The sequence below is a fragment of the Tautonia sociabilis genome (genome assembly GCF_003977685.1).
Lineage (GTDB): Bacteria > Planctomycetota > Planctomycetia > Isosphaerales > Isosphaeraceae > Tautonia > Tautonia sociabilis.
In genome coordinates, this window is sequence record NZ_RYZH01000009.1 from 1 (window position 1) to 16,634 (window position 16,634).

The 16,634-nt window shown below is 70.4% G+C and carries 11 protein-coding genes and 1 pseudogene; 4 read left to right on the forward strand and 8 right to left on the reverse strand.

The features are described 5' to 3' along the window. The 3 genes and pseudogenes from TsocGM_RS25860 to TsocGM_RS06255 form a co-directional block, all read left to right on the forward strand. Window positions 1-1,993, forward strand: a pseudogene (locus TsocGM_RS25860) (hypothetical protein); the annotation flags it as partial. Window positions 1,994-2,128: 135 nt separating this feature from the next. Next, on the forward strand, window positions 2,129-3,403 hold the full coding sequence (locus tag TsocGM_RS06250) for a DUF1559 family PulG-like putative transporter (protein WP_126724552.1): 1,275 nt from the start codon (window positions 2,129-2,131) through the stop codon (window positions 3,401-3,403). A gap of 419 nt (window positions 3,404-3,822) precedes the next feature. Beyond that, window positions 3,823-6,771, forward strand: coding sequence for a BamA/OMP85 family outer membrane protein (locus TsocGM_RS06255; RefSeq protein WP_126724446.1), 2,949 nt, complete (start codon window positions 3,823-3,825; stop codon window positions 6,769-6,771). Window positions 6,772-7,056: 285 nt separating this feature from the next. Here the strand turns inward: TsocGM_RS06255 and TsocGM_RS06260 are convergent, their stop codons facing one another. The 3 genes from TsocGM_RS06260 to TsocGM_RS06270 all read right to left on the reverse strand — a co-directional run bounded on the left by TsocGM_RS06260 (window position 7,057) and on the right by TsocGM_RS06270 (window position 10,492). After that, window positions 7,057-7,590, reverse strand: coding sequence for an adenine phosphoribosyltransferase (locus TsocGM_RS06260; RefSeq protein WP_126724447.1), 534 nt, complete (start codon window positions 7,588-7,590; stop codon window positions 7,057-7,059). Between the two features lie 181 nt (window positions 7,591-7,771). Continuing rightward, the gene (locus tag TsocGM_RS06265) at window positions 7,772-8,536 is read right to left on the reverse strand and encodes a DUF6655 family protein (RefSeq protein ID WP_126724448.1); all 765 of its coding nucleotides are present in this window, start codon (window positions 8,534-8,536) and stop codon (window positions 7,772-7,774) included. 351 nt (window positions 8,537-8,887) lie between these two features. Further along, on the reverse strand, window positions 8,888-10,492 hold the full coding sequence (locus TsocGM_RS06270) for a trypsin-like peptidase domain-containing protein (RefSeq protein ID WP_126724449.1): 1,605 nt from the start codon (window positions 10,490-10,492) through the stop codon (window positions 8,888-8,890). A gap of 297 nt (window positions 10,493-10,789) precedes the next feature. Here TsocGM_RS06270 and rlmN point away from each other — a divergent pair, with 297 nt between their 5' ends. Then, complete coding sequence (rlmN, locus tag TsocGM_RS06275; protein ID WP_126724450.1) at window positions 10,790-11,848, forward strand: 23S rRNA (adenine(2503)-C(2))-methyltransferase RlmN; 1,059 nt, start codon at window positions 10,790-10,792, stop codon at window positions 11,846-11,848. A gap of 368 nt (window positions 11,849-12,216) precedes the next feature. On the opposite strand, the gene TsocGM_RS06280 is transcribed toward rlmN, so the two are convergent. The 5 genes from TsocGM_RS06280 to TsocGM_RS06300 all read right to left on the reverse strand — a co-directional run bounded on the left by TsocGM_RS06280 (window position 12,217) and on the right by TsocGM_RS06300 (window position 16,611). After that, complete coding sequence (locus tag TsocGM_RS06280; protein ID WP_126724451.1) at window positions 12,217-12,867, reverse strand: TetR/AcrR family transcriptional regulator; 651 nt, start codon at window positions 12,865-12,867, stop codon at window positions 12,217-12,219. Beyond that, window positions 12,864-13,703 (reverse strand): YkgJ family cysteine cluster protein, encoded by an 840-nt coding sequence (locus TsocGM_RS06285; protein ID WP_126724452.1) that lies wholly within the window; start codon window positions 13,701-13,703, stop codon window positions 12,864-12,866. Before TsocGM_RS06285 ends, TsocGM_RS06280 begins: the two co-directional genes overlap by 4 nt. A gap of 56 nt (window positions 13,704-13,759) precedes the next feature. Continuing rightward, window positions 13,760-14,038: a hypothetical protein gene (locus TsocGM_RS06290; protein WP_126724453.1), complete on the reverse strand. Its 279-nt coding sequence runs from the start codon at window positions 14,036-14,038 to the stop codon at window positions 13,760-13,762. Between the two features lie 76 nt (window positions 14,039-14,114). Beyond that, complete coding sequence (locus TsocGM_RS06295) at window positions 14,115-15,059, reverse strand: hydroxypyruvate isomerase family protein (protein ID WP_126724454.1); 945 nt, start codon at window positions 15,057-15,059, stop codon at window positions 14,115-14,117. 325 nt (window positions 15,060-15,384) lie between these two features. Then, window positions 15,385-16,611: a DUF362 domain-containing protein gene (locus tag TsocGM_RS06300; RefSeq protein ID WP_126724455.1), complete on the reverse strand. Its 1,227-nt coding sequence runs from the start codon at window positions 16,609-16,611 to the stop codon at window positions 15,385-15,387. Between the last annotated feature and the right edge of the window lie 23 nt (window positions 16,612-16,634).

The following is a 16,634-nucleotide window of genomic DNA, read 5'->3' on the forward strand; positions in this document are numbered from 1 at the left end:
CCCCACCCCCCCCGCCACCACCGTCCAGGTCCGGCACACGATCGGTCGCATCAACGATCAGGGCGACCTCCCCGGCGGCGGCAGCGGCCACGAAACGTGGGACTACCTCGCCTTCAACGACCGCGACTTCATGAGCGTCGCCGAACTGCTGCTGGTCCCCGCCTGCCCGCCCGGACTCTTCACCAAGCAGTTCGTCGAGTGGCCGCCGGTCACGGCCGCCGGCTCGATGCCCGTACCCGTCATGACCGACTCCGACGGCGACGGCACCCCCGACCGCCTCGGCGTCGCCGCCCCCGTGCCGACCACCAGCTCGGCCCAGGTCCCCCGCAACGGCCAGGACGTCGACGGCGCCTCCGAGCCGCTGCCCCACGACCAGGTGCGGATCTACCCCTACCTGGCCCACGAATTCTTCTACACGTCCGACCCGACCGTAATCGTCGACCCGATCAACGGCCTGGGCAACGGCCCAAGCAACCACCTCGTCGGCGGGCCCACCTCGGCCGGCTGGCACCGGATGCTGGAGATCTTCGAGGTCCCCTCCCCGGTCATCGACGCTGTCGGCCCCGTCGCCCAGGGGGTCAACTTCGACTGGTTCCGCCAGGACCGCCGACCCGGCCAGATCAACCTGAACCTCGTCGTTGATGAGGAGGTCTTCTTCGGCCTGGTCGACGACCCGAGGCTGCTCGACGTGACCAACCTCCAGCGCAGCCTCATCGGCAACCCCTCGGGCCTGCCACAGGTCGTCACCCAGGTCGACCTGGATGGCACCCCCACCGCGTCGTATGCGATGGAGAACCGCGGCTTCACCGTCTTCTCCAGCGACCAGGGCGGGGCGCTGCTCGACGGCAACCCCACCTCGGCCAGCTTCCCCTGGATGCGCATGAAGCGGTCCTTCGCCGACTTCCTCGTCCAGCGGCACGGCGGCTCGAACTTCCTCTTCGCCTTCGGCGACGGCCCGGTCGGCTCCCCCACAACGACCCCCGTGGTCAACACCAAGGTGGCCGCCGACCGGCCGTATCGCTCCCTGTCGTACTTCGACATCCAGCGCACCCTGCTGCGGCCGGCGACGATGGAGCCGACCGCTCTGACCACCCCCCCCTACGACGGCGTCACGGTCGTGGATCCGGGCCTGAAGAACTCGCAGTTCGACCCCAACGACAGCACGCTCCTCGACCCGGGCTTTGTCTACCAGCCGCCGGCAACGATCGCCTCGGCAGCGAACGTCTCGGCCCTGTACGCCAACCCGGCCCGCCCGGTGGGCACGGGGCTCAAGCCCATCCTGCCGCCGATCCCGCCCCGCCGCTGGTTCCAGGTGCCCGACTCCGGCATCCGGCCCAACTCCGGCGGCTTGCCGAACCCCTCGCCGTCGAACGCGGCCGTCGGCGCCGCTCAGATCACCAACTACTCGCCGATCGACAACACCAACACCGCCCTCTCGGCCGCCTCGCCGACGGCCGGCAACTACGCCAGCCTCTTCCCCGAGTGGACCTACCCCGGCTTCGACCCGTCGGATCCGACCGATACGGCGCTGATCGGTCAGGGCTGGGTTGATCCAAGATCAGGCGCGTCGGCCTACCTCGGCGGCTCGGTGGTCGACCAGGACATCCAGCGGCCCGACGGCACGCCGATGCCGGCGACCATCACGCCCCCGGCCGGCACCTGGACCGTGGACAATGCCCCCGGCCCGGATCTGGACCTGAGGAGGCACCCCTACTACCGCACCGAGCTGCTCCAGAAGCTGACCAACCTGACCACCCCGAGGACGCACCAGTACGCCGTCTGGATCACCATCGGGTTGTTCGAGGTGGTGCGGCCGGGAGACCGGGCGCAGTTCATCCCCGACGAGCTCGGCCCCGAACTGGGGCTGGCGTCGGGCTCCAACGTCCGCTATCGAGCCTTCTTCGTGCTCGATCGCACCCGGGCGACGGGATTCAACCCGCTGCGGCCCGGCGACTACCGCGACGTGATCGTCTACAGCCGCCGGATCGAGTGATCCGCCCGGCACCGAACGCCCGGGCCAGGCTCCCCGGGGGGGCCGATCGCGACCGATCGGCTTGCCCCAGGGAGAGTTCGGCCGATACACTTAGGACACGTCCCGTCGTCCCCTCTCGGAGTAAGGGAGAACGTCATGTCGACCCGTCACCGCCGCCCCGGCTTCACCCTGATCGAGCTGCTGGTGGTCATCGCGATCATCGGTGTGCTCGTCGGCCTGCTGCTTCCCGCCGTCAACGCCGCCCGGGAAGCCGGCCGCCGCACGCAGTGCATGAACAACCAGCGAAACATCGGCCTCGGCCTGCTCGGCTACATGAACGCCAAGAACAACTTCCCCAACTCGGTCACCTGGGGAGAGCCGGCCAACGCGACCTACCCGGTGGCCCTCGGCGGCAACCCGTCGGCGATCGGCGGCTATGAGGCCAACGACCTCTCCTTCGTCCCGGCGGCGACGGCCGGCCTCCCGCACGACGTCGGCCCGCTCCATAGCTGGGTGGTCGACATCCTCCCGTACATCGACAACCAGTCGCTGTTCAATGACTGGAATCGAAATCAGGTCTACTTCAGCACCGCCGTCAACAACGCGACGAACAACCTGACCATCAGCTCGACCGACATCGGGATCCTCACCTGCCCGAACGACGATACCGTGATCCAGGAAGCCGGGAACCTCTCCTACGTCGTCAACTCGGGCTTCAACCGGTACTGGTACAGCGGCAACGGCTGGAACGGCGCCGTTCAGCCCGCGGTCACCGGGCATACCGTGATGTTCGGCGCGACCGCCGAGGAAGCCCGCAACAACGCGAAGAAGACCGGCGTCTTCTGGCCGGGAACCCTCGCCGGCAACAAGCCGTGGGACTACAAGACCACCCCGAGCGCCATCACCGACGGCGCCAGCACGACCGTCATGCTCACGGAGAACACCCTGGCCGGCGCCACCCAGAATAACACCCAGTACGCCGGCGGCGTGGTCACGAATTGGGCCTGCGCGCATCCGAACTTCGTCGCGTTCATGGCCTCGGACAACGTGTGCACCAGCGGAGACGGCTCGACCACGTGCACGTCCGGCCAGCTCGCCCCCGCCCCCAATCCCTCAACCGGCAAGGTCATCGACGGGCCGGGCTGGGCCCTGGCCAACAATAAGGCCACGATGGAGAACATCAATGGCGGCCGCGCCGTGCCGACCGAGGGCGGCTTTCCGTTCCCGAACAGCCTGCACCCCGGGATCATCATCTGTGTGATGTGCGATGGCTCGACCAAGATCATCAACGACACGATCGACGGCACGGTCTGGGCGAAGGTCATCACCCCCTCCGGGGAGAACCTGCCCGCGACCGTTCAGGGCGGCGGCAGCCCCATGCCCGGCTTCAAGCAGCTGCCCGTCTCCGCCGACCAGATCACGGGCAACTGATGCGATGACGCCGGGGGCCGGGCTCGGCCCCGACCCCCGCTCCCTTCGCTCCCGACGCGGACCAGGCCCCGAGGCCGGGAACATTCCCGGCTTCGGGGTCGTTTTCATTGCGGCGAGCGCGCGGCCCCGGCCGATCGACTCGGGTTTCCGACCTTGCCAGGACGGGAACGGTGCGGTACAAGGCCGCATCGAGTTCAAGCGGGCTGCCCCACGGACGGGAGCGGCTCGCGGTGCGATCGGGCCCGAACGTACGCCCCCCTCCTCGCGATCACGTCTTCGATTCCGGTGGGCGGCCTCCGCCCCCGGGCCGTGCGGCGGGCCCGATCGGCAGAGCGAATCAACCGGCAAGACCTGGCCGCCGGAGCCCGTCGCCCCGAGGGGTCGGCCGGACCCGGCGGGTCGCTCGGGATCGAGAGCCCATGAGCGCAAGCCTTCGTCAACTTCCGCGATCGCGACCCTCGGCGGGCCGGAACGGGCCGGGCGGCGGGCTGGAACCGTCCCGGCCTCGACGCCGTCGCCTCGCCCGGGCGGCGGTCGCGGCGGCGTGCGCCGTCTGCGCCGTGGCGCTGGGGGCCGCCCCGGCCGACGACCCCTACGGCCAGACGGTGACTGAGGTCCGCATCCAGGGCAACGAGTCGATCGCCGAGTCCCGCATCCGGGCGAAGCTCCTCACCCGGCCGGGACGGCCGCTGGATCCGGACGTGGTCGACCGCGACTTCCGGGCGCTGAAGAACACGCAGTGGTTCTCCCACGTGCGCGCCACCTACCTCGACGACCCCGACCGGGGCGGCATCATCCTCATCTACAAGGTGGAGGAAATGCCGGTGATCGAGGCGGTCGAGTACCGCGGCCGATCGGCGATCAGCGAGAAGAAGCTGGAGGAATCGACCGGGCTCAACGCCGGCGCCCGGGCGGACACGATCCGCACCCGGGCGGCGGTGGCCCAGATCCGCCGGCTCTACGAGGAGAAGGGCTACCTCCAGGCCGAGGTCCGGCTGCTGGAGGGGGGCGATCCGGGCGACCGCCGGGTCGTTTTCGAGATCTTCGAGGGGCCGAAGTTCGCGGTCGGCGGGGTCGACTTCGAGGGGAACACCGTCTTCTCCGACGCCACGCTCCGCACCAAGATCCACACCAAGCCTCCCATCCTCGGCCTGATCGGCGGACGGTACGAGGCGGAGGGCCCGGAGGAGGACGCCAGGCGGATCGTCGAGGCCTACCAGGCGATCGGCTACTTCGAGTGCCAGTGCACCCCAGTCGTCCGCCACGGCGATCGCGTGGGGGACCTCCGCCTGAGCTTCGTCATCTCCGAGGGGCCGCAGTACACCGTCCGCCAGATCACCTTCGACGGCCACGAGCTCCTCTCCGAGGACGAGCTGCGCGACGGCCTGGTGCTGCACTCCGGCCAGCCCTTCCGCGACAACCTCCGTCAGCGCGACCTGATGACCCTCACCGAGCGCTACACGGCCATCGGCTGCATCGACATCGACATCGCCCCCGAGCCCCGCTTCACCGACACCCCCGGCGTCGTCGACCTGGTCTATCATATCAACGAAGGCGAGCGCTACCTGCTTGGGAAGATCAACATCAAGGGGAACGAGCGCACCAAGGCCAAGGTCGTGCTCCGGGAGCTGGCGGCCGCGGGCCTGCTGCCGGGAGAGCCGCTGGACGGCCGGCGGCTGGAAACGGCCAAGAAACGCCTGGCGAACCTGAACTACTTCATCACCGACCCGCAACAAGGGGACCCGATCCAGCTCCGGATCACCAACCGCCGCGGCCCCGACATGCCCTACGGCGAGATCGCCCTGCCGGAACTGGACGACATCGTCCGCCAGGCCGGCCTGCCCGGCTTCGACGCCGGGGCCGGCGCCGGCGGGATGCCTCCGGAGGACCCGGACGTCTCCCCCGCATCGGCCGATGGCCCGCTCCAGACCACCCGGTTCCAGGCCCCCGACGACTTCGAGCCTCCCGTCCCGGAGCTGCCTCCCCTGCCGCCGGCCGGCGAGCCTCTGGCGCCGGGGGACGGCCCGGCGTCGGTCGTGCCGTTCGGTTCCGGCGGGGCGTTCGACCCGGCCCCGGGCGACCTGCCCCCGATCGAGGTCCCGCCCATCGACTCCCCGGCTCCGTTCCCGGGCGTCGGCGTCGTGCCCGCCCCGCCGCCGGGAGACGGGACGCCGAGGGGAACCTTCCCCACCCTGCCGGGTACGAACTTCTCCGACGTCGGCCCCGACCGCCAGGAGCCCTACGCCAACCGATCGCTGGCCGACATCGCCACCCAGGCCGAGCCCCGGGGCGGCGGCCGGTCGTTCGCGGACCTGGACGTCGAGGTGCAGGAGGCCCCGACGGGTCGGATCCTGCTGGGCATCGGGGCGACGAGCTTCGGCGGCCTGAGCGGCAACTTCATCCTCCACGAGCGGAACTTCGACCTGTTCAACGTCCCCCGGTCGTTCCGGGAGCTGCTCAACGGCCAGGCCTTCCGAGGCGCCGGCCAGGAGCTTCGGATCGAGCTGTCGCCGGGAACCTTGATCAACCGGGCGGTGGTCAGCTTTCGGGAGCCGGACCTGTTCAACCGCCGGATCGGCCTGAACGCCTCGGGCTACACGTTCTCGCGCTTCTACCCCGACTTCAACGAGGCCCGCGGCGGCGGCCGCTTCGCCCTGGGCAAGCAGTTTGGCACGCAGACCTACGCCGACCTGGCGGTGCGGGTGGAGGATGTGAACATCTCCGGATTCCGGACGCCAGCCCCGGCCGAGTTCTACGCCGTCTCCGGCAGCACCTTCCTGACGACCTTGCGCCCGAGCATTCACTTCGACAACCGCAACGATCCGTTCCTGCCCAGTGAGGGCTCCTACCTGGAGTTCGCCTACGAGCAGGGGTGGGGCGACTTCACCTTCCCGAAGTTCACCGTCGAGGGCCGGCAGCACTTCACCATCTGGCAGCGGCCGGATCTGACGGGCAAGCATATCCTCAGCATGAGGGGCTTCTTCGGCGTCTCGGGGCGGGACACCCCGCTGTACGAGCGGTTCTACGCGGGCGACTTCCGAAGCCTGCGGGGGTTCGCCTACCGAGGCGTCGGGCCGTTCATCCTGGGGTCGAACGTCGGCGGCATCATGACGCTGCTCGGCTCGCTGGAATACCAGTTCCCGCTCACCGCCAACGACCAGTTCCAGGCGGTCGTGTTCACCGACACCGGCACGGTCGAGAACGACTACAGCATCTCGAACTACCGAGTCGCGGTCGGCACCGGCCTGCGGGTGACCCTGCCGGCGCTGGGGCCGCTGCCCCTGGCGTTCGACATCGCGTTCCCGATCGTGAAGGGACCGGACGACAGGGAACGTGTGTTCACGTTCTTCATCGGGGCGTTCTATTGAGCGTTCTCTAGAGCGAGGCGGTTGCGGGAGGCGGTCGGGTCGGACGCGGGCCTTCGGGTGACGCCCGCCCCGCCGATCGGGCCCGGAGGGCCGATGTGAGCCCCCCTCCCCTCCTCCTCCCCCGGGTCTTCGGCCCCCTCCGATCTGAGGGGGAGGGAGGCGCCCCGGCCCGGCCCCGGCTGCCGCTCCGGCCCTCGGCCCTCGGCCCTCGGCGATCCGACGCCCGCCATTGCGCATCCCCCGCCTCGGTCGGCGGTCGGCCCGGCGTTGGCGGGCGGAGAGGGGTCAGTAGCTCAGGACGCTGAAGACCTCGGTCGGCGCGAGCTTCGCTCGGCCGTTGAGGAAGCCAAGCTCCAGAAGGAAGGCGCAGGCGACGACCTCGGCGCCGGCGTCGCGGACGAGGTCGCAGCAGGCCTTCATCGTGCCTCCGGTGGCGAGGACGTCGTCGACGATGAGGATGCGATGGCCGGGGGAGAGGGCGTCGCTGTGCATCTCGAGGCGGTCGGTGCCGTATTCGAGGGCGTACTCGGCGGAGACGGTGGTGTACGGCAGCTTGCCGGGCTTTCGGATCGGCACCAGACCGACGCCGAGCATCAGGGCCATCGGGGCGGCGAAGAGGAAGCCCCGGGCCTCGGCCGCGGCGATGGCGTCGACCTTGCGATCGGCGAACGGGGCCGCCAGCCGCTCGACGGCGGCTCGGAGCGCGGCCGGGTGCGCCAGCAACGGCGTGATGTCCTTGAACTGGATGCCCGGCTTGGGAAAGTCGGGGATGTTGCGGATGTAATCCTGGAGGATGATGCCGTCGGTCGTGCCGCTCATTCGGGAGGTCGCTCCGGGGGCGATCGCGTTGGGTCGCGGTCGAGGGGTGCAACTCGTCCGGTTCGGAGTCGGAGAGGACTCCTATACTATCGCCCCAAGCGACGCCAGGGGTGAACCGCCGTCCTCGAAATCGAAATCGTGAGGAGCCGCGCGAGCGATCGGCGGGGGGGGGGAGCGGGCCTCAGCGGGGCAGGAAGTCGTCGCGGTCGAGGACCTCGGCGGGGACTCGGATGGCGGGCTCGGTGAAGGGGACGGCGCCTCCGGCTCGCTCGTGGGGGGCCTGCTTGGCCTGTCCCTCGGTCATGGGGATCTTCACGCCGACGAACTCGGTGCCGCCGCGGATGGAGCCGGACTGGATCGGGCCAAGGCCGCCGATATGGACGTTCTTGTCGTTCGCGGTGCCGAGCACGGTGCCCGAGTTCCAGACGAGCTGGCCGCTGGCGCGGTCGTAGGCGAAGAGGGCGAGCTTGGTGACCGCGTGCTGGTCGCTCTTCTTGATGAGCGGCACCTCGGGAATGGCGCCGGCCGGAACGCCGGGGATGGTCACCGGCACATTCATTTGGGGAAGCCCGACGAGCAGCTCGTAGTCATCCGTGCCGTAGGCCCCAGTACGAGCCTCGACGATCCACTGGGCGTCCTCCTTCTTCTCCCGGAGGAGGACCCCCTGCGCCAGCATCGCCTGGCGGAGGCTGGAGATGACCCAGCCCTTGTCCACGGCTTCCAGATAGCTTGTCTCCAGGAAGACGGGGACGCCGATGAGGGGGCGGAAGTCCACCTGGTTTAGCGCCTGGTCCCAGGCAGTGGTGAGCAGCAACTGTTCCGTGCCAGTGCGGGAGGTATGAGTCATCCGGGTGCTGCCACAGCCAGCGGTCGGGCCGAGCAGCAGAAGGGAAAGCGGCAGGAAGGCCGTCCAGAGGCGTCGGGAGGTCGTCGCGTCCGTGCTCATCGGGCGGGGCCTCCGGGGGGAGGGACGGGTCGGGGTTCCAGAGTCCGGATTCCGGTTCTCAGGCAGCGCGACCGGAGCGCAAGCGGGTGGTCACCCGAAGGCAAGGGGCCAGGAACCAGGGGGATCGAACCGGAAGGAAGCGATCGGGGACGAGTCCGGGGGACGAGTCGTCGTCCCGGATCGGGCTGGACCGGGCCGGGGAGGAAGGTTAAACAGAACCGCCCGGGAGGTCAACGCCGATCGGAACGATCGGCGAGAACGCCCGGGCGAGCGGTCGAACCGGAATCGATCCGGGCCGGCCGGGCCCGGTGCGGAGAGGCCGGGCCGGCCCGGGGGGAACGGGGAGGAGGGTCAGTTGTCCCGGGCAGCCTCCTCCTCGGCCTTGAGGACGACGAAGCGGCCTCGACCGTCGGCCCCCTGGACGTAGACGGCCAGGTCGGAGGAGTCGCCGACAAGCTGCTCGAACTCGTCGAGGCTGGAGACGTCTTGCGGCTTCTTGTCCTTGATGACCTTGGTGATCAGGTCACCGGCGGCAATGCCCTGCGCGGCCGCCGGAGAGTCGGGAGCGACGCCTCGAACCAGAACGCCAGCGGCCCCCTCCGGGTGGCCCAGCTGCTCGGCCAGGTCGGGGGTCAACTCCTGGAGCTCCAGGCCGAAGCGATCCAGCTCCAAACCAGGGGGCTCCGGAGAGCGGCCGGGGCCTCGCGACCGCGCGAAGGCAGGCAGTTCGACCTCTTCGGCCGGGGCCAGGGTGATGGTGGTGGTCTGGCGCTTGCCCTCCCGGATGTAGGTCAGCTCCAGCGGCTGGTTGAGCGGGCTGGTGGAGACCTCCAGCCGGAAGGCGGGCATGCTTTCGACCGGCTGGCCCTTGAAGCCGACGATCACGTCACCGGCCTGCAGCCCGGCCTTCTCGGCGGGGGTGCCCGGGAAGACCTCGTTGACGAGCACGCCGTCGAGCTTCGGGTCGATGCCGAACGGCTCGGCCAGGTCGGGGGTCAGCTGCGAGATGGAGACGCCCAGGCGGGCCCGTTGGACCTTGCCGTTCTCGATGATCGAGTCGGCCACGTAGGAGGCCAGCTTGATCGGGACGGCGAAGCCGACGCCGGCGTTGGCCCGGGTCCGGGTGGCGATGGCGGAGTTGATGCCGATGACCCGGCCCTCGATGTCGACCAGCGGGCCGCCGGAGTTGCCCGGGTTGATGGCCGCGTCGGTCTGGATGAAGTCCTCGTAGCCCTCCTGCTGGTCGAGGATGCCGACGCCCGCCCGGTTCGTGGCCGAGACGATGCCGGCGGTGACGGTCTGGCTCAGGCCAAAGGGGGAGCCGATGGCCAGAACCCACTGGCCGACGTGCAGGTCGTCGCTGGAGCCGATGCGAACCGGCCGGGGCGTCTCGTCAAGCTCCTTCGGGTCGATCTTGATGACGGCCACGTCGGTGGCCGGGTCGGTGCCGACGACCTTGGCCTCGACGACGCTTCCATCGGAGAAGCTGACGAGGATGTCGCCGTCACCAGTGGCCCCCTCGACGACGTGGTTGTTCGTCAGGATGTGCCCCTGCTCATCGTAGACGAATCCCGAGCCGGTCCCCTCGACGCGGAACTGCTGCGGCTCGAAGCGGAAGAAATCCTCGGGGAAGCCGCCGGGGCCGTCGGGGAAGAAGCGGCGGAAGCGCTCCATGAACTCTTCGAGCTCCTCGGGGGTCATCTCCCGAGGGGTCAGGCCGCGGGGGGAGCCGTCTCCCCGCCGGACTTCGGGAACACGCTGGACGCTAATCTGCACAACCGACGGTCCAACGTACTCGGCCACCGCCTCGAAGGCGGCCGAGAGCCGCTTGGCCTCGGCCAGCCCCTCCTGGGGCAGCTGCGGGCCTGCGGGGGCGGGGCGATACCAGGTCTGCGAGCCGATCAGGGCGGCGGTCGACATGACCAGCGCCGCCCAGGCGACAGTGTTTCGTCTCATGCGTTGAAGACTCCTGAACTCCATGATCGCTGGCGATCGGGCCCGAGACCCCGGGCCGATCGGTCGGCATCGAGTCGAGTCGAGTTGCCGAAGGGAGGGGCACGCCCAAGAGCGAGACGGGCCCCGCGCCGCCAGTTCTCCCTCCTCTACGAACGTCCACTGGGGAAGGTTTGATCGGCCCGACCCGGCGGGGGCGGATCGGATCAGATCGGCCTTCCCTTGTCCTGTGGCGCCGCTTTCCTCTACTTTAAGATGGTCGCGGAGCCGGGCAATGCGAAATCGAGCGGACGGGGACCGATGGATCGAGCAGACGATGGCGGGCCGTTCGACCCGAGGGACCGCCCCATTCCGGAGCTGATCGCCCGGGCCGAGGCCGTGGGGGCGCCGGCGGAGGCTCCCCGTCGGTTGCTCTCGGCGATCCTCCAGCACGGCGAGCACGACCCGGCGGCCTGGAATCGACGCTTCCACGTCCCCCGGCGACTGGTGGCCGACTGGCCCCCCCTGCCCCGGCTGGCCCTGGAGCGGGTGGAGACGTCCGCCGCCGACGGGTTCCAGAAGCTGCTGTTCCGAACGGCCGACGCCATGGCCGTGGAGACGGTCCTGATTCCGCTGCACAAGCCGGGGGCGGTGAGCGTCTGCCTGTCGTCGCAGGTCGGCTGTCCGATGGCCTGCGCCTTCTGCGCCACGGCCCGGATGGAGTCGAGGAGGAACCTGGCGACCTGGGAGATCGTCGACCAGTGGGTGCAGGCCCGGGATCTGGCCCGGTCGCAGGGCAGGAGGGTCACGGGGACGGTGTTCATGGGCATGGGAGAGCCGTTCCTGAACTACGACCGGGTGATGCGGGCCGGGGACCTGCTCCGCTGCCCCTTCGGCGGGGCGCTGTCGGCCAAGGCGATGACGGTGAGCACCGTCGGTCTGGTGCCGGAGATCGACCGCTTCACCCGGGAGCGCCGGACGATGCGGCTGTCGATCAGCCTGGGGGCCGCCACCGACGAGAAGCGGGCGATGCTGGTCCCCGTGGCCTCCCGAACCCCCGTGGCGGAGGTCATGGCCGCCGCCCGCCGCCACGCCGAGGCCCGCCGCCAGCGGGTGATGCTCTCCTACGTCTGCATCGACGGCCTGAACGTGGGAGAGGACGACGCCGAGGCGATCGGGCGCCTGGTGGGAGACACCCCCGTCCGCTTCGACCTGATCGACGTGACCGACCCCACCGGCCGCTTCCGCCCCCCCTCGGCCGAGGCCCTGGCCGCCTTCCGCGACGCCCTGACCCGCCACCTCGGCCAGCCGGTCGTTCGCCGCTACTCCGGCGGGGCCGACATCCAGGCCGCCTGCGGCACGCTCGCCGGTACGGGCTGAGAAGCGGATCGGTGCGCCTTGGCGCGGTGGAGCCCGCCGGACGATCGCACCATCATCGCAAGGGGTTGCGGCGATCGCCTTGGGTTCGTTTCGGGAGATTGGTCCCAGTCCGCCGACCTCGAGGCCGGCCGCCCAAATCGGAACAAAAGGACAGGATTCCTGGCCCTGGCCGACCAGTGCCGCTCCGGCCCGTCGGGGAGCCATCCCGGCCATCCGGTCGCGGCCGAGGTCCGGGTGGCGGTCCTCCCGGCAGACGCGAATCAATCATGCATCCACAAGATGCCAATGAGCGACGGCCGGGGGAGGACTCGGGCTGGGGGGGGAGCGGGGCCGTCATCAAGAAGATCGGGGAGGAGGGGGGGAGGCGGTCAGCCGGGGCCGAGCGTCGGGCAGGAGCTGGCCGGGGAGAGGGACTTGAAGTAGGAGAGGACCTGGTCGAGGGCGAGCCGGGCGGGTCGGACGTCGTCGGAGGCCTTGGCGAGGAGGAAGCCGCCCTGGGCGGCGGCGAGGGCGAGGAGGGAGAGGGCCTCGGGGTCGGCCTCGGGGCGGAGGAGGCCGGAGGATCGCATGGCGGCGAGGCCCCGGGCGAGGTGGCCTCGCCAGCGGTCGAAGAAGCGGTCGAGCTCGGCTCGGAGCTCGGGGTCGTGGTCGGCCAGCTCGGAGGCGAGCATGCCGAAGAGGCAGCCGTGGCAGCCCGGGCGGTCGTGGGCCCGCAGGATGGCGTCGAACCAGCGGCCGAGGCCGTCCCAGGAGTCGAGGTCGTCGAGCAGCGGGGCGTGGGTCTCGAAGTAGCGGTCGGCCCGGTCCCGGAGCACGGCTCGGACGAGCCCTTCCTTGCTGCCGAAGTAGTGGTAGAGCTGCCCCTTGCCGGTGCCGGAGGCCTCGAGGATGTCCTCGACGCTGGTCGCATGCACGCCGAGGCGGAGGAACAGCTCGGCGGCGGCGTCGAGGATGGCGTCTCGGGTGCGTCGGCCCCGGGCGGTGATCGGCCCAGTCGCGGAGGAGGCGGAGGTACTCATGGCTCGGCGGGGTGGTCGGCCCCTCCTGCGTCTTCGGCTCCGATCGGACTCCCCGGCGTCATCGTCCGGGAGAGGGCCACGTCCAGGGGCTCGATGGCGCCGGGCTTCAGCAGGAGCAGCGCGGGGCCCCAGCGGGCGAGGAAGGCGAACGCCGCCCCCCAGATCACATCATATCGCACCAGGCGGAGGGACGAATCGGGGCAGTCGGGATCGTCCCGGTAGCGGCGGCAGACCTCGACGTCGAGGGAGTTCTCGCGACGGCAGTTGACCGGCCGGGCGTCGTAGGCGAGGCAGCGGCCGAGCCGTTCGTCGAGCAGCGGGCAGGGGCGGCGGACCCGGGCCAGGGCGAGCCGGGAGGCTCGGGGGTCGGGGGCCTCGGCGATCAGGCGGCGGCAGTCCTCGGCGGCCCGGGAGAGCCGGGCGAGGAGGGCCTCGACCTCGACCTCGGCGTTGGGCCGGAGCCGGGCGAGGTGATCGGCCAGGAGCCGGGCCTCGGCCGGGGTGACGGCGACGTGCTGGTAGCAGCAATGGACGCAGCCGGGGCGGCAGGAGGGCTCGGGGGCGAGGGGCAGGACGGCCCGGGAGGAGCGGCGTCGCTTCCAGTCGTCGTCCCGGTCGGCGGCCCAGGAGTCGATCTCCCGGTAGAGCCAGAGGCTCGGGGGCTCGTCGGGGTGGGAGGCGGCGTAGGAGCGGACCCGGTCGCGCAGGGAGCGGACGAGGGCCTCCAGCGACCAGGGGTCCTGGCGCCCTCCGGGGGAGGGGCCGGCCCCCGGTCGCCGACGTCGGGCGGCGGGGGGCTCCTGGCGGCGGGGGGAGGGACGGGAGGGAGGGGGCAAGGAGGTCCTCGTCGGGGGGAAGAGGGAGTCGTCGGCGACGTCGGCGGCGGTGAGGGTCAGGCCAGCGGACTCTCTCCCCGGAAGAGGGCGCGGAGGCGGCCGGGGGCGGAGTCGTCGGGCTCGATGTGGTCGATGGCGAGGTCTCCCGAGCGGCCGTCCTCGAGGGAGAGGGTGTAGGTGGCCCCGGGGCGGAGGTCGGTCCCCTCGCCGATCAAAAGATAGCCGTTCCAGTTCGGCTTCGAGCCGTCCTGGGGGCCGAGGTATTCGATGTAGGCGTTGGCGGGCTCGAGGCAAGGGGTGGCGCCGTCGAGCAGTCGGCCTCGGAAGTGGTGCATGGTCCGGTCCTCCAGGGAAGGATGGAGCCCCCGCGGCCGGAGGGGGGACGCGGGGGCGGGGGGAGGGGTCGGGCGATTAGAAGGAATCGCACTCGATATAGGCGTTGATCAGGGCGATCTCGCCCTCCTTCCCGGGCTTCGAGTTGCCGTGCTCCATGCCGACGACGCCGTCGAAGCCCTTGGCATGGAGATGCTTGAAGATGTTCTTGTAGTTCATCTCGCCGGTGGTGGGCTCCATGCGCCCGGGGTTGTCGCCGGTCTGGAAGTAGGCGATCTCGGTCCAGGCGGCGTCGATGTTGGGGATGATGTTCCCCTCGCTGATCTGCTGGTGGTACAGGTCGAAGAGGATCTTGCACGACGGGTGCCCGACCGCCTTGCAGATCAGATACGCCTGGGGGATCTGCCAGAGGAACAGCTCGGGGTGGTTGGCGTAGTGGTTCAGGGGCTCCAGCACCATGACCAGTCCGCTCGGCGCGCAGAGGTCGCAGCAGCGCTTCAGCAGCTCGATGACGTTGACGGTCTGGTAGTCGAGCGGCAGGCGGTGGTCGAAGATGCCGGGGACCACGGTGGTCCACTTCGCGTTGACCCGCTTGGCGGTCTCGACGGCCTGCGTGATGTCGGCCAGGACCTTCTCGGCGAAGTCGGGGTTGCCGGAGGCGAAGGTCGGCTCCTCGAAGCTGGCGGTGGCGACGAAGACGCCCATCTCCAGGCCGAGGCGATCCATCTCCCGGGCGATCGACTCCTGCTCCTGGACGGGACGGCGCATCATGCCGTTGTCTTCAACGGCGCGGAAGCCGACGTCCTTGATGAACTTCAGCTCGTCGAGCGGGCCGCCGGGAGCGTGGTTGCGGAACATGCCGAAGTGCGGGGCGTACTTCAGGCGGAAGTCTCGGTGGGGGACGTCGCCGGAGGCGTCGTGCCGGGGGTGGGGAGCGGAGAAGGAGGAGGCGGTGGCCGAGGCGCCCAGCGAGGCGCCGGCGGCCAGGCCGGCGGCGACGAAATCGCGGCGGTTGAGGGACATCGGAAGCAGGCTCCGTCGGTCGGGGCGGGAGGGGATCGGTCGCGATTGGCCGGGCCGACGGCCCCGACCCCTCGGGCGCTCGACCGGCCGGCGATCTCCCCCCGACTTTACCACCCCGGCCGCCCGCCACAACGGGCCGCCGGCCGAGGGGCGTGCTCCGGCTCGATCGCCTGGCGAACCGTCGGGGCTGGCGGTCCCCGACGCCGATCGGATCGGGGGCGATCGGATTGGCGCAGGAGCCGCCCTCGACCCGAGGCCTCCCGGAGGACGGCCGGACGGAAGGCCCGGCGAGCACCGAGCAGCGCCGGGCCCGAGCCGGCCGCCGTCAGGCGAGGTCGATCACGCGGTGGTCGATCGAGTGCTTCCGCCCCCGGGGCGAGTCGAACTCGAAGATCCCCAGGCCCAGATGGGCGGCCAGTCGGATGTGCTGGGGCTGTCGGATGTCGAATCCCTCGCGGTCGGCGTCGAGGCCGAGCCGGCCGACCGCGCCGACGGGGGGAAGGCCCATCTGGCGCCGCTTGGCGTCGATCTGTCGCCAGGCGACGTGGTCCATCGCCACCGGGTCGGTCGCCAGCAGCAGGGCGTTGTTCTCCCAGGTCCACTCCGGCCGGGAGGCGCCGGGGCCTCCCTGGTAGACCCCCTTGATGCCGTCCATGATCTGCAAGACGCACTTCTTGCGGATGATCGGGTGGCTGACGACTTCGGGGATGAACTGGTTGCAGACGTTCGTGTCGGGCGTGCTGTGCGAGCGGTTCACGTTGTTCACCAGGCCGTGGCTCATGTTCTTCAGCGCGCCGGTGATGCCGGCCGAGCCGTGGTCCTTGAGCACGGGCAGCAGGACGATCTTGTTGACGCGACGGGTGACGAGCAGCCCGAGGTGGGAGCGTCGGGTGCGGTCGTCCTTCGGGTCGTGGCCGGCGGCGACGAGGTTCATGTGGATGAACTCGTCGGGGTCGTAGCCGGTGACGTGGTCGAGGTTGCCGGTGCCGAGGTCGTCGCCGTGGATGTCGATCTGCTGGCCGTTGTAGGCGATGCCCAAGCCGGTCCAGGCGATGCCGTCGGGCACGGCCTCGTGCATTTTGGCGCCGATGAACTCGTCGCGGTAGCGCTCGAAGACGACCATGTCCCTCGGCTTCACGCCGGCCGCCTTGAGGCCCTCGATGACCTCCAGCATCAGCTCGCTGGAGCTGTTGGCCAGGGGGTTGCCGACGGGGTTCATCTTGATGCCGACCACGTCTCCCGGCTCGAACATCGCCCGCCAGGCGGAGACGGCGTCGTCGGCCCCGGTCAGCTCGGCCATGCCTCGGGAGAGGGCGGAGCCGATGGCGGCGCGGTCCTTGACGTCATTGCGGATCATCCCGGGGTGTCGGACCTCGATCACGCGGCCGGGCCAGGGCCCGGGGATGCCGAAGTTCTCGTCGGGCCCGATGGCTCCGGCCGCGGCCTGGGGCTCCTGGGCCGACACCCGGGCGCCGGCGATCGCCGGCAGCGCCGCCGCGCCGGCGAGGAACTGCCGCCGGCCAAGTCCTCCGCAGGGGTATCGCCTGGACATGATCGGATCTCCTCCGGCGGGCA

What these genes read in the sequence shown, in the direction of transcription:
- TsocGM_RS06250 (WP_126724552.1), top strand. Translation starts at nt 2,129, where the DNA reads ATGTCGACCCGTCACCGCCGCCCCGGCTTCACCCTGATCGAGCTGCTG.
- TsocGM_RS06255 (WP_126724446.1), top strand. Translation starts at nt 3,823, where the DNA reads ATGAGCGCAAGCCTTCGTCAACTTCCGCGATCGCGACCCTCGGCGGGC.
- TsocGM_RS06260 (WP_126724447.1), bottom strand. Translation starts at nt 7,590, where the DNA reads ATGAGCGGCACGACCGACGGCATCATCCTCCAGGATTACATCCGCAAC.
- TsocGM_RS06265 (WP_126724448.1), bottom strand. Translation starts at nt 8,536, where the DNA reads ATGAGCACGGACGCGACGACCTCCCGACGCCTCTGGACGGCCTTCCTG.
- TsocGM_RS06270 (WP_126724449.1), bottom strand. Translation starts at nt 10,492, where the DNA reads ATGAGACGAAACACTGTCGCCTGGGCGGCGCTGGTCATGTCGACCGCC.
- rlmN (WP_126724450.1), top strand. Translation starts at nt 10,790, where the DNA reads ATGGATCGAGCAGACGATGGCGGGCCGTTCGACCCGAGGGACCGCCCC.
- TsocGM_RS06280 (WP_126724451.1), bottom strand. Translation starts at nt 12,867, where the DNA reads ATGAGTACCTCCGCCTCCTCCGCGACTGGGCCGATCACCGCCCGGGGC.
- TsocGM_RS06290 (WP_126724453.1), bottom strand. Translation starts at nt 14,038, where the DNA reads ATGCACCACTTCCGAGGCCGACTGCTCGACGGCGCCACCCCTTGCCTC.
- TsocGM_RS06295 (WP_126724454.1), bottom strand. Translation starts at nt 15,059, where the DNA reads ATGTCCCTCAACCGCCGCGATTTCGTCGCCGCCGGCCTGGCCGCCGGC.
- TsocGM_RS06300 (WP_126724455.1), bottom strand. Translation starts at nt 16,611, where the DNA reads ATGTCCAGGCGATACCCCTGCGGAGGACTTGGCCGGCGGCAGTTCCTC.